The 16,425-nt window shown below is 40.6% G+C and carries 10 protein-coding genes; 5 read left to right on the forward strand and 5 right to left on the reverse strand.

All coding sequences use genetic code 11. From position 1 onward, the window contains the following. Positions 1–1,104, reverse strand: a complete 1,104-nt coding sequence (locus B9Y87_RS01660) for a fatty acid desaturase family protein (protein WP_085495561.1) — start codon at positions 1,102–1,104, stop codon at positions 1–3. A 116-nt stretch (positions 1,105–1,220) separates the two neighbouring features. Here B9Y87_RS01660 and rsmG point away from each other — a divergent pair, with 116 nt between their 5' ends. Next, positions 1,221–1,856, forward strand: a complete 636-nt coding sequence (gene rsmG / locus B9Y87_RS01665; RefSeq protein WP_085495562.1) for a 16S rRNA (guanine(527)-N(7))-methyltransferase RsmG — start codon at positions 1,221–1,223, stop codon at positions 1,854–1,856. A gap of 2 nt (positions 1,857–1,858) precedes the next feature. Here the strand turns inward: rsmG and B9Y87_RS22275 are convergent, their stop codons facing one another. From B9Y87_RS22275 to apaG, 3 genes are all read right to left on the reverse strand, one after another. Beyond that, complete coding sequence (locus B9Y87_RS22275) at positions 1,859–1,987, reverse strand: hypothetical protein (RefSeq protein ID WP_262483162.1); 129 nt, start codon at positions 1,985–1,987, stop codon at positions 1,859–1,861. A 281-nt stretch (positions 1,988–2,268) separates the two neighbouring features. Beyond that, a complete protein-coding gene (gene pruA, locus B9Y87_RS01670) occupies positions 2,269–3,897 on the reverse strand; it encodes an L-glutamate gamma-semialdehyde dehydrogenase (RefSeq protein ID WP_085496600.1) in 1,629 nt (542 codons plus the stop codon). 199 nt (positions 3,898–4,096) lie between these two features. Next, complete coding sequence (gene apaG / locus B9Y87_RS01675; protein WP_085495565.1) at positions 4,097–4,483, reverse strand: Co2+/Mg2+ efflux protein ApaG; 387 nt, start codon at positions 4,481–4,483, stop codon at positions 4,097–4,099. Between the two features lie 564 nt (positions 4,484–5,047). Between apaG and B9Y87_RS01680 the strand changes: the two genes are divergently transcribed. The 4 genes from B9Y87_RS01680 (at position 5,048) to B9Y87_RS01695 (ending at position 13,067) form a co-directional block, all read left to right on the forward strand. Further along, positions 5,048–7,453, forward strand: coding sequence for a transglycosylase domain-containing protein (locus B9Y87_RS01680; RefSeq protein WP_245808618.1), 2,406 nt, complete (start codon positions 5,048–5,050; stop codon positions 7,451–7,453). Between the two features lie 81 nt (positions 7,454–7,534). Continuing rightward, the gene (locus tag B9Y87_RS01685) at positions 7,535–9,847 is read left to right on the forward strand and encodes a hypothetical protein (protein WP_217807476.1); all 2,313 of its coding nucleotides are present in this window, start codon (positions 7,535–7,537) and stop codon (positions 9,845–9,847) included. Between the two features lie 424 nt (positions 9,848–10,271). Further along, positions 10,272–10,694, forward strand: a complete 423-nt coding sequence (locus B9Y87_RS01690; RefSeq protein ID WP_085495569.1) for a response regulator — start codon at positions 10,272–10,274, stop codon at positions 10,692–10,694. Between the two features lie 219 nt (positions 10,695–10,913). Next, positions 10,914–13,067: a ligand-binding sensor domain-containing protein gene (locus B9Y87_RS01695; RefSeq protein WP_085495572.1), complete on the forward strand. Its 2,154-nt coding sequence runs from the start codon at positions 10,914–10,916 to the stop codon at positions 13,065–13,067. Positions 13,068–13,245: 178 nt separating this feature from the next. Here the strand turns inward: B9Y87_RS01695 and B9Y87_RS01700 are convergent, their stop codons facing one another. Further along, positions 13,246–16,419, reverse strand: coding sequence for an efflux RND transporter permease subunit (locus B9Y87_RS01700; protein WP_085495574.1), 3,174 nt, complete (start codon positions 16,417–16,419; stop codon positions 13,246–13,248). Positions 16,420–16,425 lie beyond the last annotated feature (6 nt).

Consider the following 16,425-nt stretch of genomic DNA (forward strand, 5'->3'; position numbering starts at 1 on the left):
TTACTGATATTGTAATTTGGGTTTTTTGCCCAGTTCCTTTAAATGTTTGAAGTGCGAAATTATAGCTTTTCTTGTAGTTTTATATTCGTTGTATGGTAAATTAAACTCTTTTGCAGTCTCTTTAACAATTTTGGCAATTTTTGTGTAATGAATATGGCTGATGTTTGGGAAAATGTGATGTTCCACCTGATGGTTTAAACCTCCTGTAAACCAATTCACTATACGATTTTTAGTGCCAAAATTTACAGTGGTGAACAATTGGTGAATGGCCCAAGTGTTTTTCATGGTACCGTCCTTTTCGGGTAAGGGTGTATCCGCTTCGTCCACAACATGTGCCAATTGGAAAACGACACTAAGGATAACCCCTGCAACATAATGCATTATAAAAAATCCTAAAAGAATTTTCCACCAGGCTATATCCAGAAATACCATAGGTACAATAATCCAGATGGTTAGATAAATAAGTTTGGTTACTACCAGCATACTCCAGTTTATAAACGGATTAGGAAATTTGCCATAGGCCAATTTCCTTTTGGTATAACGGTACATCTGCTGAAAATCCGTGGTGATGGCCCAGTTGAATGTAAGAAGGCCATATAGGAATATAGAGTAAAAATGCTGAAATTTGTGGAATCTATGCCATTTGGCATGCTTTGAAAACCTAAGGATCCTTCCAGCTTCCAAATCTTCATCGTGTTCATGTATATTGGTGTAGGTATGGTGCAGTACATTGTGTTGTACCTGCCAGTTGTAAACGTTGCCGGCCAAGATGTAGATACTGCCGCCCATGAGTTTATTTACCCATTTTTTGTTGGAATAGGAACCGTGGTTACCGTCATGCATTACATTCATGCCAACGCCGGCCATACCCACGCCCATGGTAATGGTAAGCAATAAATTGGCCCAATTTGGAAGTCCAAGGGTTAGTATTAGAAAATAGGGTGCCAAAAATAAGGCAAACATTACGGCGGTTTTTAAGTGCAATTTCCAGTTCCCTGTCTTTTTAAGGTCGTTTTCCTTGAAATAATCATTAACGCGCTTATTTAGTGTTTTGAAGAATTGGGCAGAGTCTTTTCGTGAAAATCTTATGGGATTGTTGTCCATGATTTAATTTTTTGTAAATATACGGCAATTAGAGCCCAAATTAAGTATAACTGTTTTGTTAAAACTTAGGCTGTGCCTGTTAAAGTACTATTTTTGCAAAAATTTAACGAAACAAAATGGACTATACAATCATTTACAAATATTTTCCAGATTTAACGGATTTGCAGAAACAGCAAATAGAAAAACTGCAACATTTGTACCAGGATTGGAACTTAAAGATTAATGTGGTCTCCAGAAAGGATATCGATGAGCTTTACATGCGACATGTATTGCATTCATTGGCGATAGCAAAATTTCAAAAATTTAACCCTAGGGCGGAAGTATTGGATGTTGGAACCGGAGGAGGTTTTCCTGGGATTCCCTTGGCCATTTTATTTCCCGAGACCCATTTTACCCTAGTCGATGCTATAGGGAAAAAGATTAAAGTGGTGCAGGAAGTGGTGTCGGGACTGGAAATTGAAAATGTCACTGCGGTCAATTCGAGAGTGGAAGAAATTAAGGGACAATTCGATTTTATAGTTAGTAGGGCAGTAGCGGCTATGCCAACCTTTACACATTGGGTGAAGGGCAAAATAAAAAAGAAATCCGAACACGAACGCAAGAATGGAATCCTTTATTTAAAAGGGGGAGATCTTGAAGAAGAATTAAAGGAATACCGTACCGTTGAAATCTATGATCTTTCGGCAATATTTGAAGAGGAATTCTTTGAAACCAAAAAGTTGGTATACTTACCTGTAAAATATAAGGGCTAGTACTAAAGACTTAACATATGGTAATAGGACTCCCTACAAACCTTGGCATAGGCCTTTATGTAATTGGGGATATTCCTAAATGAAAATCGTTTTACTTTACTCTGGATTTTGTTTTCTATGCTTTCTTTCATGGTCACTCGCTTTAACGTTAACTTTAAATTCACTGTAAATTTACAATAAGTTAACGTTAAATTTACATTAAAATTATGTGACAGATGGTTTTAATTATGTTAAAAATGTTCTTTGGCCAAGGTTTATTGTGAAAATAACGACCTTTTGATTGCCCAAATTAGGAGCTTTACGGGGCGGACTACGGACGGGTGGTTGCCTTCAGGGTGGGTAGAATTTTATAAATGACAGGGCCCGTAACTGCTAAAGCAAATACGGGCCCTAATTATTTATATTAATTCCCTTATCCTAGGAATGGATACCTATAATCTACAGGAGTAACGAAAGTTTCCTTTATAAGCCTAGGGGAAACCCAACGCAAAAGGTTCTGTGCGGAACCAGCCTTGTCATTGGTGCCGGAAGCCCGTGCTCCACCAAATGGTTGCTGTCCTACAACGGCACCTGTTGGTTTGTCGTTAATGTAAAAGTTGCCGGCACAGTTCTGCAAGACTTTGGTTGCTTCTGCAATAGAATAACGATCTCCAGAAAGTACCGCGCCAGTAAGTGCGTATTCGGAGGTGCTATCTACCAATGTCAGCGTTTTGGACCAGTCCTTGTCCTCATACACGTATATGGTGACCACCGGACCGAAAAGTTCTGTTTCCATGGTGGTATATTTTGGGTCGGTGGTTACGATTACGGTCGGTTCAATGAAATAGCCCTTGGATTTATCATAATTACCGCCCACATATATTTCGGCATTCTTGTCCTTTTTGGCCTGGTCAATGTACTTGGCCAATTTGTCAAAAGAAGCTTCATGGATAACGGCCGTAATAAAGTTGCCCATATCTTCGGTAGAACCAGGTTTGTTAAACGATTCCACATCGGCCTTTACATATTCCAATATTTCCTTGGATGTGGATTTTGGAAGATAAACCCTGGAGGCGGCACTACATTTCTGACCTTGGAATTCAAAAGCTCCCCGCACTATGGCCGTTGCAACCTGTTTTGTGTTGGCGGTAGGGTGCGCAATTATAAAATCCTTGCCCCCTGTTTCGCCTACAATCCTAGGATAGGTTTTGTATTTGTGGATATTGTTTCCAATCTGTTTCCACAATTCCTTAAATACATGGGTGGATCCAGTGTAGTGGATTCCGGCGAAATCCGGACTGTCCAAAGCTACTTTTGTAATCATTACAGGATCTCCGTAAACCACATTTATAACGCCATCGGGCAGTCCAGCTTCCTTAAAGATATCCACGATTACCTTTGCGGAAAACACTTGACTATCACTAGGTTTCCATAATACCACATTTCCCATCATTGCTGCACTGGCAGGAAGGTTGCCGGCAATTGCAGTGAAATTAAATGGGGTTATGGCGTAGATGAAGCCTTCCAAAGGTCGGTATTCCACCCTGTTCCATATACCTTCGGCAGAATCTGGTTGTTCCTCATAGATCTGCGACATATACTCAACGTTAAAACGAAGGAAATCTATAAGTTCACAGGCAGAATCAATCTCGGCTTGATGTATATTTTTCGATTGCGCAATCATGGTTGCGGCATTGATCTTTGCCCTATATGGGCCTGAAATCAATTCAGCGGCCTTTAGGAATATTGCAGCGCGTTGCTCCCATTCCAAATCTGCCCATTGTTTCCTGGCTTCCAAGGCGTTGGAAATGGCATTGGACACATCTTCCTTGTTGGCGATATGGTATTGACCAACGATATGTTGATGGTCGTGGGGTGGGGAAATTGTTCTGATGTTTCCGGTTTTTACATCTTTTCCGCCAATATACATTGGTATGTCTGCTTTACCATTGAAATAGGTACTATATTGTTTTAATACTTCTTCCCTTTCTGGTGTGCCGGGGGCATAACTTTTTATAGGTTCGTTATATGCCGCGGGGACTTGAAAAAATCCTTTGCCCATGATATTTTTTTTTAAGTTCAAATTCACGGCAAAGGTACTAAATGCATTAGCGAAAATAAAACTAACGGGGGTGTGAAATTTGGGATATGGCAAAAGAACGGTGATAACGGGAATAACTGTAATTGTTGTTGTTACAGCGCAAGGCATTTTCCATGAATTACTCCATGGAATTATTGATTACATAAGTAGGATTTAAAATTTAATTTAGGGCAAATGGAGCACTAAACTTAAAAGTGGGAATATACACTCTGAATTTTTCGGAATTATTTATGCTTACCATATTGTAATGGCCCTTCATGGCTCCAATGGTGGAGGCTAATAAACATCCGGAACTGTATGTATGGGATTCTCCAGGTTTGATTACCGGCTTTTTGCCAATTACCCCTTCCCCGTCCAAAACTTCCAATTCGTTCAAGGAATCATAAATCTGCCAATGACGAGATGTTAATTGTACCGAATCCTTGCTTTGGTTTTCAATGGTTATGGTATAACCAAAAGCAAAATGCATTTTGTAGTTTTTAAAGAAAGTTCCTTCAAAACTGGTGTTTACCGAAATTTTAATGCCTTTTGTTACCTGTGTTATCATAAGATCGGGTTCTAAATATGTAAATAAACTTCCGCTGTATGCATTAAAGCCTTTAAGGGCATAAACACAAAAAAATACAATAACAGTATTTTAAGATGCCAATTTAACCGCAGTCATAAATCTACATTGCTCAAAGGAATTGCACATTTTCTTGCAAAGATAAAGCGCAAATATTACAAATTTTCTTAAAATTATAATTCTTTTAAGGTGAAACTTGTACCTCTAAAAAGCAATTAATCAGCAAGATAAAGAACAACTTTAAATTACAAAAGTTAATGTAGATTTAATCGGTGTAATTAATATTATTTCTGATGTAAATCAATACAATCGTTCACTGCACCGCAGTCCGGTCGGCATAGCTGAAGTATAGGATGGTCCTCAACCTATTTTTATTTCCGTCTGTTTTAAGGTCCTGAATACTTTTGTAACAAATAGTGCCCTGAAATAATAGTGCTTGCTATCCTGCTCAAACTTATTTAAGATGTAAACAGTAGCAGTTATCGAATATTCAATTATTTTTATGTGCTATGGAATTTTAATTATGGAAATTTGTGAAAAGGTATTATGATGTTTGAAGGTGTAAAAAAGGTTTTGGCACAAACGTGGTCAAGGTTTCGTGGATTAATCGCCTATGTTAGGCAACATCCCTTTAAGTCATTGCTATTTGCGGCTATTGCCGGATTTTGTAGTTTAATTTTACTATTTCTGGTTATTTACCTTGGTGCTTTTGGGAAGTTACCGTCCAAGGCCTACTTAAAAAGCCTAAAAAACCCTGTTACCTCTACAATCTATGCCTCCAATAAAGAGCCTATTGGGTACTATTATCTACAAAACAGATCAAATGCCGATAGTTCTCAAATAAAATCCGACCTGATTCAGGCACTAGTGGCTACGGAAGATTCAAGGTTCTATGAACATAGGGGGATAGACTACAAAAGTTATGCACGGGTATTGATAAAATCCATCATTTTGCAGCAGAATGCCGGGGGTGGTAGTACTATCACCCAACAGGTGGCCAAAAATTTGTTCGGAAGGGAGAAACAGTTTTTTCTTTCTACACCGATCAATAAAATTAGGGAGATATTCATAGCTAGAAGACTGGAAAGCATTTACGACAAGGAGGATATTATATTGTTGTACTTCAATACCGTCTCCTTTGGCGAAAATATCTACGGTATTGAAAAGGCGTCCTTTCTTTTTTTTAATAAGGCGCCAGAGGAATTGACCCTGCCCGAAAGCGCTACCTTGGTGGGGCTACTAAAGGCCCCGTCCTATTACAATCCAAGGAATTTTCCGGAAAGGGCCGAACAGAGGCGGAATGTGGTATTGTCGCAAATGCTTAAATACCATTATATTTCCCGGGAAACTTTTGAAGAGGCCCAGACTCCCTTGAAATTGGATTATCAAACCCCAAAGAAAGTGTCTTCTTTTTCTGCTTACTTCAAAGACTATGTAGCTAGGGAGTTTGTTTTATGGGCAGAGGATAACCCTGCGCCGGACGGTCATATCTACGATTTGGAAGCAGACGGGTTAAATATATATACTACCTTAAATACCAATATACAGAAATATGCGGAAGCCGCCCTGCATAGACAGGCGGACAATCTTCAGAAACTTATGGATACCTATTGGGCAGCAGCCACCACAGAGGGCGGTAAGGAGGTACTTCTTCAAAAATTGGTAGATCAAAATAGGGAGGTAAGGCAAATGCGGCAAAGGGGTAGGACCGAGGCTGAAATTGCCGCCTTTGTCAAGGAAAAGCGAAAAAGAAAATATTGGGTCATTGGCAAGGGATATGAAGAGCAAATGCAGTCGTTGGAGGATTCTATTGTAAAAAGTATCAATAGGTTACATGCTGGGGTTATAGCTGTAAGCAGTGTCTCTGGTAGGATAATGGGCTATGTAGGCGGCATCGATTACGGATTTAGTCAGATAGACAATGTTATTACGCCCAGACAGGTCGGCTCCACTTTTAAGCCTATTACCTATTTGGCCGCTTTGCAGGCAGGGGAGGACCCTTGTAATTATTATGACAATAATCTTATAACTTATTCCAAATATGAGGATTGGAGACCGCGAAATTCCAATAATAGGTATGGTGGCAGTTATGCCATGCATGGTGCTTTGGCAAATTCCATAAATACGGTTTCGGTAACCCTGCAATTGAAGACCGGTACGGAGCGGGTCTTGGGCCAGGCAAAGAAAATGGGTATAGAATCGGAACTTCCTAATGTGCCATCCATTGTGTTGGGTACGGCCGATATTAGTTTGTTGGAAATGGTAACGGCTTACGCCAGTATTTCCAATGGAGGAAACAAAATAAAACCTTATGCCATTGATCGCATAGAAGATGAACAGGGCAATGTTTTGTTCGAAGCAAAACCGCGTTATGAAGGAAGGGTAGCGAGCAGCGAAAATATTAAGGCCTTGCAGAAAATGATGGAAGGCGTAGTTAGGGATGGCACTGGGTCGCGCTTATTGGGTTATGGGATTCCCTATAATATTATTGGTAAGACGGGAACTACCCAAAATAATGGCGATGGCTGGTTTATTGGTTGTTCCCCAGAGCTGGTGGTTGGTTCCTGGGTGGGCACCTTTGACAAGCGGGTACAATTTGCGTCCACTAGTATGGGTTCTGGTGCCAATACTGCCCTGCCAATTGTAGCCTCCATTTTTAAAAATTTGAGTTATTGGAAAAGACCTATGCTTACCAATTTTGAGTATGATTTTGATTATTTTCCCTGTAGGCCTTTCGTAGAGTCCAATGCAACAGAGGCTTATGAGTTGGCACGAACAGATTCTACCTATTTACAGGAATTGCGGATTAAGGATACCCTTGCCATATTAAAGGATAAACCCATAGAAATAGATAGTGTCCAAGGTATTTTTCCAGGTCAAATGCCATTGGATTCCATAGCAAAGGATAGTCCTACCATCGACATCGATATATCCAATATCAATATTGATTAAAGTTGTGGCTTCTATATTTATATTGCATTTGATCTCGACAATGGAAATAAGAAAATATTATCATTATAATACCTTAACAAATTGATAAAAACATACACTAATGTTGGTTATTATTTAAAGAAATATGGGCATGGGGTTTATCTCTTGCCACTTTTTGTTTTAGTACTTGGCTGTTCCCAAAATTCAAAAACCAGTTTTAGTACAAATTATTTGCAAATAAGTATTAATGACCAGGGACTTATTTATAGCATAAAAGACCTTACAAAGTCGCAGCCTAGGGAGTTGAGTCCAACTGACAAACCTTCTGCACTGTTGACATTGTACAATAGCAAGCTAGACACCTTGTACCAGCCACTTAGTGCCGAATTTAATTTGCCCCATAATACTATAGTGCTTGTCTTTCCCAACAATTCCAGAGCTGAAATCAGGGTTGAGCCGAAGGACAAATATTTAAAATTCACCCTTGAGTCCTTGACCAACCGGGAAGATATTGAAGGCGTTCAATGGGGTTCTGTCCACACCAATATTACCAATCTTTTTGGAGAGATTATTGGGGTGGCCCGTGATACCAGTGAAACCGTCAATTATGCCCTGGGAATGCTGGCCCTGGACGACAATACCTTGGGCGGCACGTCTAGGACCATAGGAGACGCCGCACCTTTTCAATATGTCATCCATTCGCCCGATACTATTCAATACCCATTGCCGGAAGAACTATATGAAGGGCAAATTTTTACCTTGGGCGGCAACGGAATTAGTGACGTAGCCTTTTATGCCCACAAGGAACCTTATTATAGAATTTTGTACGGAAATGCTGCTGAAATTGATGATAAGGGAAGGATATCCATTACCTATAATTCAAGGGACAGGACAAAAAAGAGAGAGGTTTATTTTTCACTGATTCCCAACATGGAGGCTAATACCCCCAACCATTTGCAAGTTGAACCTTTGCCCGGCGTGGATTATATTGGGTCTTCGGTAGCCTTGTGGGGCAGTCCGGATAGCACGGCCTTGATGGATGTTATTCAAGATATTGTTTTGTCTGAAGGACTTCCCTATCCTACCTTGAATGGAAAATGGGTGAAGGACCCTGCCGCTTATGTTCCGGATGCCATTACCAGCGGGGGTCTTTACGATAGTATTATATCTTATACCTCCAGATTGGGCTTTAAGGCCATCAGTCTATACGATCAGAGCTTTTTACGACCAGATCGAGGAAATGGGGGGTATATAGACGGGAAGGATTTCGAAAAGAAACCATTGAAACTTACTTCAGGTAATTTGTCGCATAAGGAATTCGCCAAAATGGCGGCAAAATACGGGATTACCATAGGAAGGACCCCTATTACAACCTCTTTGGCCCCAGGGACAAAGGATGCGAGTCCAATGCCAAGTGATAGTCTTTGTTGTCAACAAAAACGTTTATTGGCCAATAATATTAGTGCAACGGATACCCTTATTTCTGTAAGCGATCCCAAATATTTGGACGAGATTGCCAGTTGGGAGGGGCATGCCAAAAACCTGAATATGGTAAAAATTGGGAAGGAACTTATCCATTATCTAGGCGTTTCGGAAGACGAGCCTTATCGACTTTTGAATGTAGAACGTGGCTACTGGGGCACCACGCCCTCAGAACACAAAACCAATGATACCATATGTAAATTACAGGTAACCATTAATTACGGCTATGACGGATTGATACCTAATATGCAGCTTCAGGATAAAATTGCGGAGTATTACGCTGATGTAAGTTACATAAATGGTTTGGGGTATTACGATTTTGATGGACAGGAGTTTTTGTTTAATAACGGGCATGGATATTATTCTGCCAAGCGTTTTTTTGGAAAAATGTTCGACAGGGCCACCCTACATGGTATTCCGCCTATCCGGTTTACTGGAGCTACATTATCCGAGGGTTCTTGGCATTATCAAAGTATATGGAATGTAGGAGGGGGGAAGAATCTATATGATGTGGATACTAGGGAATGGGGAAGTGCAACAAGCCAGGGAAAGGATCTTAGGGATGTAACCTATGCCAATTATTTTCCCGTAGGAATGGGTGGAAATTTTCCTATCAATGCCAATTCCACGGTTGGGCAATATGAACATATACAGGCAATTTCGGTAGGGATCGGTACTACTTACAGTCTCTATTTAAATCAGAAAGATGTGGAAAGCTGTCCAGAAAAGGAGGCCATATTTAAGGTAATCAGGACTTGGGAAAATGCCAGGGCGGCAAATGCCTTTCCAAGTGATGTTAAAAAACTTTTGGCAAAGCCTGAAAAGAATTGGAGATTGCTCAATGGTGAAAATAAGGATACCTGGATATTGAACGAATTAAAGGAAGGTAAAATAGTCAATAGCTATATGCTACATAGGGCTGAAGGGTATTAGATCACTAAAAACGATGTTGGGGCCGTAAACTATTGGTCATGCAACAAATGCGATTTATTTATGACATTTTCAGAGATGAAATGGATTGTTCTTAAATAGCTTTTGTATTAGCGCTAAATCAATAAGGATCCTCTGTTGCACGCAAAAGTATATGAACTATTATTTGAAATACACTATTATCCGTTGAAATGCAGGTGGTGCTATTAAAATACCCCCTATCAGTTTGATATTTTTACCTACATTTGTATAAATACAAATTATAGGAAAAATATTACTTTGTAAAAAATAAACTTACCCAAAATAAGGAATGTCAAATCTTTGGCACTATTTCCGAATTATTATAACTTAATAATGACCCTTTTAATTATTCGGAGATTACTATGTACTATTGATTTGATTTGGCCTTTTTACACTATTTATCGTTATGAAGATAGAGACAGTATGTATTATAGATGATGATCCCATTTTTGTTTATGGAACCAAAATTTTATTAAACTACAACAGTAGTTTTGGTTCCTCTGTTATTGTGAATGAGGATGGAAAGGAAGCTTTGGATAATCTCACTTCCATGGTAAGATCAGGTGAGAAACTGCCCGATGTTATCTTCTTGGATCTAAATATGCCTATCATGGATGGATGGGAATTTTTGGATGAATTTGTAAAACTGCCTATTAAAAATAAGCCCAGGGTGTATATAGTGAGCTCTTCAATAGATAATCAGGATATTGAAAAGGCCAAAACCTATGAAATAGTAAAAGACTTTATAGTAAAGCCATTGTCGGATTCCATTCTTACCGATTTGTTCAAGACCATAGAGACGGAGGGCCTCCATAACACATCACTTTAAACTAGTGCTGCGCCCGCCTTTGTGTCCTTTTTTTGCTAAATAGGTTTCCTGTGCACAATGCTCGTAATTTGTTGCCCCATTTGATTCCTCATAAAGGATGTAAATGGGTAATAAATAATATGAATCCTGTAAAATATTAGCAGTTTATCGTTTTTCCTTCCTGTACCTTTATATCCTTCTTTTCTTGACTTTGTAAGATTCGAGACCAAAACAAAATTTATGAAAATGAGGATTTATATATTGCTATACCTAACCTTGGTCGTGACAAATATTACGGCCCAAGTCATTGATGTGCCTTTTAAACAGGCTACCTCTGTAAAATATGTGCTATCGGAAGAGCTCAAGGACGCCCAATTTAAAAAGGTCGTAGTGGACTATAATGATATTATATATGTATTGACGGACAAAGGTCTTTTTAGGGATTACAATGAAGACGAACTGTCCAAAGATCTATTCTATCGGCTCTTGGATAAAAAGAAACCCGTTGATATTTGCGTTCAGGAAGGAACGGGTTATCTATATTACCTGTATGCCGATCAATTTCTTACCAATGCCCATGCAGGAACAATTTATGAGTACTTTCCAAAGAATGAGTACCGGCGTATTTTGGTTAATGAACAAGATCAAGTAATGTTATTGGGTAATAAAAAAGGCGCATTGTATCAACGAACAAAAAAGATGGCCAACCTCAAATTACCGGACGGGGTATTGGTGGAGGCTTATGTTCATGATCAGAAATTCTATTATCTGACCACTGATGCTATCTACGTCTTGGAAAATATGGATTGGAAATTGTTGCATAAGGGCGGGAACCTGACGGCCCTCGCTTTTAGGAACAATACAATTTTTGTGGGATCAACTGATGGATTTTATGCCGTTGATAGCTTTAAAGGACAAACAGTCTTGGATAGAAATAATAAACTACCGGTACCTAATATTTCCGAGATGCTTCAGGTGGGCAATCAACTCTGGTTTGGATCGGAAAATGGTGCCTTTTTACAAGAGCCGGATCGATTCCGTTATTTTGCCGGGAGACGTTGGTTGGATCACAATAAAGTGGTCGATATCACAAGCGATAGTAGGGGCGACCTATACTTTCTCACCCCAACAGGGTTGAACAAGGTGAAATATATTACCCAAACCTTGGCAGAAAAGACAAAAAGGATAGAGGACGATATCCGTAAATACCATATGCGTTTTGGCTGGGTAAACGAATTTCGATACGGAAGTCCGGGAGATTTGAAAACTGCCCATTCCATGGATAATGACAATGATGGATTATGGACTTCACTTTACCTGGGCAGTCAGGCCTTTAAATATGCCGTCACGGGCGAAGAACTTGCCAAAAGATACGTGTGGGAGTCATTTGAGTGCTATGAGAGATTACTGACCGTAAATCCATTAAAGGGCTTTCCGGCCCGGACCTTTGAAAGAAGGGGTATTATTGTTGATGATGACGCATGGCGGCCTTCCCAAGAAAAAGATTGGGATTGGAAAGGAACCACCAGCACGGATGAGTATATAGCCTACCTCTTTGTAGTTTCGGTTATGGATAAGTTTATTGTAAAAACCGCAGCAGAAAAACAGCGCATTACCAATTTTATAGATGCGATAATGACCCACATTATAGAAAATGACTACTATTTTGTTGATGTAGATGGGAAGCCTACACGCTGGGGCCGATGGAATCCAGAATATGTAAATTGGTATCCAGATTATGTATCGGATAGGAAATTGAACAGTGCCCATTTAATCGCGGGACTCCAATTGGCCTATCACTTGACGGGAAAGAAAATATACAAGACCGAGGCCTTCCGATTAATGGAGGATCATGGATATTTAGAAAATATCATGATTCCCATGAAGACTATGCGCAGGACCTTGGAATATGTGCATATGGGGGATGTAATGGGGGATTCTTGGAATCATTCCGATGATGAAATGTCATTTTTAACCTATTGGGTTTTGCACAAATTTCCCTTCAATGATGAGCTGAAACAGAAGTATGAAGCCGTTGCCAGAGATCATTGGGAATTGGAACGGCCCGAAAAGGATGGTCTTTGGGAACTCTGTACCTACGGGGTTAGTGGCGATATTGATATGGACTCTACCTTATTCTTTTTAAGGGAATTTAATGTGGACCTGGATAGATATTCCACTAAAAACTCCCATCGAAAAGATCTGGAATTCTTACCACAGAATTTTAGGGGACAGACCACCACAAATGTACTCTACCCCGGGGAGAGGGAAATGCACAGGCATAATACCAATCCGTTTGTCTTGGATCAAGGAGGATCTCAAATGAGCCGTTTGGCAGGTGATGAGTACCTGTTGCCTTACTGGATGGCACGTTATTATAAACTGATTGAATGAAAATGAGGTTAAGGTTTTAAGTACAATCTCCAAGTTTTACATAAGGCCACTATGTTCAGTTAGGCATTTTCAAGAGTTGGTAATTTCTTATACGAAATGGAATATGATGTCCTTGGGGAGAAGTAAACCAATATTCCCTCTAAAATTTCAATTCGATGACGAACAAAAGGAGGCTGTTTCATTTATCTGCCAGTACGTTGTTTTCCGGTACTTTGGTCTTGGATACGTCCATTTGCCTTACCGTTCTGCCTTTTTCAATGATTAGCCGTATATCCTCGAGCGTTAGGTATAAACAAGGAACAATGACCAAGATGATCGCAGTAGCAAATACAATTCCAAATCCCAGGGAAATCGCCATAGGAATTAAATAATATGCCTGACTTGAAGTTTCAAGGATAATAGGGGCCAAACCACCAAAAGTGGTCATGGTTGTTAGCATAATGGGCCTAAACCTTCTAAGGCCGGCTTCGTGAATGGAAGTGTAAATGGGGTTTCCTTCCTTACGCCGTTTATTGGCATAGTCTATCATAATCAGGGAATCATTGACTACCACTCCCGATAATGCTATGACCCCCATTAAACTTACCAATGAGAGGTCGTAGCCAAGCAAGATATGACCTATAACGGCACCTACTATACCAAATGGAATGGCGGTCATGACGATCAAGGGCTGTGCATAATTGTTAAAGGCTATGGCCAACAATACATAAATTAGACCCATGGCAATTGCGAAACCGGACCTAAGGGTGTTGGTACTTTCCCGCATATCTGCTTGACTCCCTTCAAAGGTCCATGTAATTCCGGGGAAATCTGCGCGTAATTGTGGTAGTGTTTCTTCCTGAACCATATTAATGACCTTTGTTACGGCATTGGCCGGTTCAACGTCCATACCAACATTGACTATTCTACGGCCATCCCTACGATTGATACTGCTAAAGGCTTCCCTTTGTTCCACCATCACCACGTCCATTAAGGGGACCTCCAATCCGCTGGGGGTACGTATCAAGAAATCTTCCAAATTTTTGATGTCCTTACGTTCTTCGATCGGCAGTTTTACCCGTACCTCAATTTCGTTCATTCCCCGCAGCTGCCTCATTGCCAAAGCTCCAAAAAAACCATCGCGCACCTGTCGGCCTACCTCGTCAGAAGTAAGCCCAAGACTTCTTCCTTGAGGTAATATCTTAAAATCGAGTTGCATTTTTCCCTTGTTGTAGTTATCCGTAACATCACGCGTATTGGAAAATGCCTTCATCCTTTCTACAAATGCGCCACTGGCTTTTTCCAGCACATTGATATCCGAATGGCTGAGGTCTATGCTAATGGCCTGCCTTGCTCCTCCAGGACCTCTTTCGGCCTCAAAGGTAATTTGGTCCACCCCTTCAATATCCCCAATATTATCTCTCCATAGGGCAATGATTTCAGCGGCTGTAATATCCCGTTGGTCCGGAGGTAACATCACAATTTCAACGTCTATAAAATTCTGCCCACGAACATTTGTTTTAATTCCTTCAGCTACTTCATAAAGATTGTGCTCATCAAACATACGTTGGGTAGATTTGGTGATGGCATGTGCTACTTTGGCCGCCTGATCCGGAGTGGTACCAACTGGTAGGCGAACCCCGGCTTCTATTTCGTCGGCTGCAACTTCGGGCATCATAATCATTCCCATATGTCCACTATAACCATAGCCTCCTACGATGAGTAATAGAACAACTGCGGCAGTTAGTGTAATATATCGATATTGTAAACACTTGTCCAGCAATGGTCGATATTGATTTTCTATAAAACGGTCAAAACCATTGGCAAATGAACGCTGCCATTCTTCAAGCTTTTTCACCCATTTGTTCTTATTGGTTTCTTTTTTAAGATGTGCCAAATGGGATGGTAGAATAAATAGTGCTTCCAACAATGAAACCCCTAAAATTACGATAACCACTGCAGGTAGGGGTTGCCAAAACTTCCCAGTTTCACCCGGCATAAATAAGAGGGGTACAAAAGCTATAATAGTTGTGACAATGCTAAATACTACCGGTAAGGAAACATCTTTAGTTCCCGCAATGGCGGCTTTGATGGGGCTTAACCCCTTCTGTCGGTATTCGTACACATTTTCTCCCACTACAATGGCATCATCCACAACAATTCCCAGGACTACCAAAAATCCGAACATGGAAATCATGTTTACGCTGATACCAATTAGGGGAAGGAATATCATTCCTCCCACAAAGGAAACCGTCATACCCATCATTACCCAGAAGGCTAGGCGATACTCCAAAAATAGGGTAAGTATAATCAGCACAATGATAATGGCGAGAATTCCGTTTTCTGTTAGAAGCGATAGCCGTTCCCTATAATCCGCGGCGCGATTGCTATCCGTGCGATATTTGATTCCCGGAGGAAGCTGGAAATCTTCCATGATGCCTTCCACGGCATCGGCAATCTCCAGAGGGGACTGGTTCCCAATTCGGAAAATACGTAGTTCTACATAGTTTTCTTGATTGAACTGTCCGTGAAATCCGGTTTCCTCAAAACCATCGGTGATGGTGGCAATATCCTCCAATGTCACCTTGGCCCCAGAGTCGGAAGAGATTATAGTGATATTTCCATATTCCTTGGCCCATTGTTTTCTTTCCTGCATGCGCAGTAATATTTCCCCGCTTTGGGTTTGTACCGCTCCGGCAGGTACGTCATTGCTACTTTGTTCAATAATGTCCGCTACATGTCCTAGGGTCAGGTTGTATTTTTGTAGGTTGTGGCGGGGTATCTCGATCCGGGTTTCATAATCGGGGACATTTCCCAGTTCCACCTGAGTAATCTTGGGATTGCTGAGAAGGATATTGCGTAGACGTTCTGCTAATTGGCGCAGGGTCCAAATATCTGCCTTGCCGTATAATCCAATTTGAAGTACATCCCGTTGACGGGATTGCAGACTTACAATTGGTTGTTCAATATCATCTGGAAAGGTACGTATACGATTAATGGCCTGATCAATATCTTGGAAGGCTTTCATTCGTTCCGACCCCGCAACAAGTTCAATAAGGATCTGTCCCGACCCCTCATTGGCTTCGGAAACAATTTCCTTTATTCCCTGTACGGCCCTAACGGCTTCCTCTACGGGCTGCAGGATACCTTGCTCAACCTCTGCCGGGGAGGCACCTGGGTAAGCTACCGAGACTTCAACAAAATCTAGCTGAAATTCTGGAAATACTTCTTTTTGTATTTTGAACATGGTAAAAATTCCACCGCCGAGGAGAACCAACATTAGTAGGTTGGTGGCAATGGAGTTCTTGGCCATATAGGCAATGGCACCTTCTTTCCTTGGAATTTTATTTTCTGTCTTTTCCTTTTCTACCATGGTCTA

It is taken from the genome of Arenibacter troitsensis (assembly GCF_900177645.1).
GTDB lineage: Bacteria > Bacteroidota > Bacteroidia > Flavobacteriales > Flavobacteriaceae > Arenibacter > Arenibacter troitsensis.

Bases quoted from the DNA above. Each gene is read 5' to 3' on its own strand.
- B9Y87_RS01690 (WP_085495569.1), top strand. From the start codon at position 10,272: ATGAAGATAGAGACAGTATGTATTATAGATGATGATCCCATTTTTGTT.
- pruA (WP_085496600.1), bottom strand. From the start codon at position 3,897: ATGGGCAAAGGATTTTTTCAAGTCCCCGCGGCATATAACGAACCTATA.
- B9Y87_RS01660 (WP_085495561.1), bottom strand. From the start codon at position 1,104: ATGGACAACAATCCCATAAGATTTTCACGAAAAGACTCTGCCCAATTC.
- B9Y87_RS22275 (WP_262483162.1), bottom strand. From the start codon at position 1,987: ATGAAAGAAAGCATAGAAAACAAAATCCAGAGTAAAGTAAAACGATTT.
- B9Y87_RS01680 (WP_245808618.1), top strand. From the start codon at position 5,048: ATGATGTTTGAAGGTGTAAAAAAGGTTTTGGCACAAACGTGGTCAAGG.
- apaG (WP_085495565.1), bottom strand. From the start codon at position 4,483: ATGATAACACAGGTAACAAAAGGCATTAAAATTTCGGTAAACACCAGT.
- B9Y87_RS01695 (WP_085495572.1), top strand. From the start codon at position 10,914: ATGAAAATGAGGATTTATATATTGCTATACCTAACCTTGGTCGTGACA.
- rsmG (WP_085495562.1), top strand. From the start codon at position 1,221: ATGGACTATACAATCATTTACAAATATTTTCCAGATTTAACGGATTTG.
- B9Y87_RS01700 (WP_085495574.1), bottom strand. From the start codon at position 16,419: ATGGTAGAAAAGGAAAAGACAGAAAATAAAATTCCAAGGAAAGAAGGT.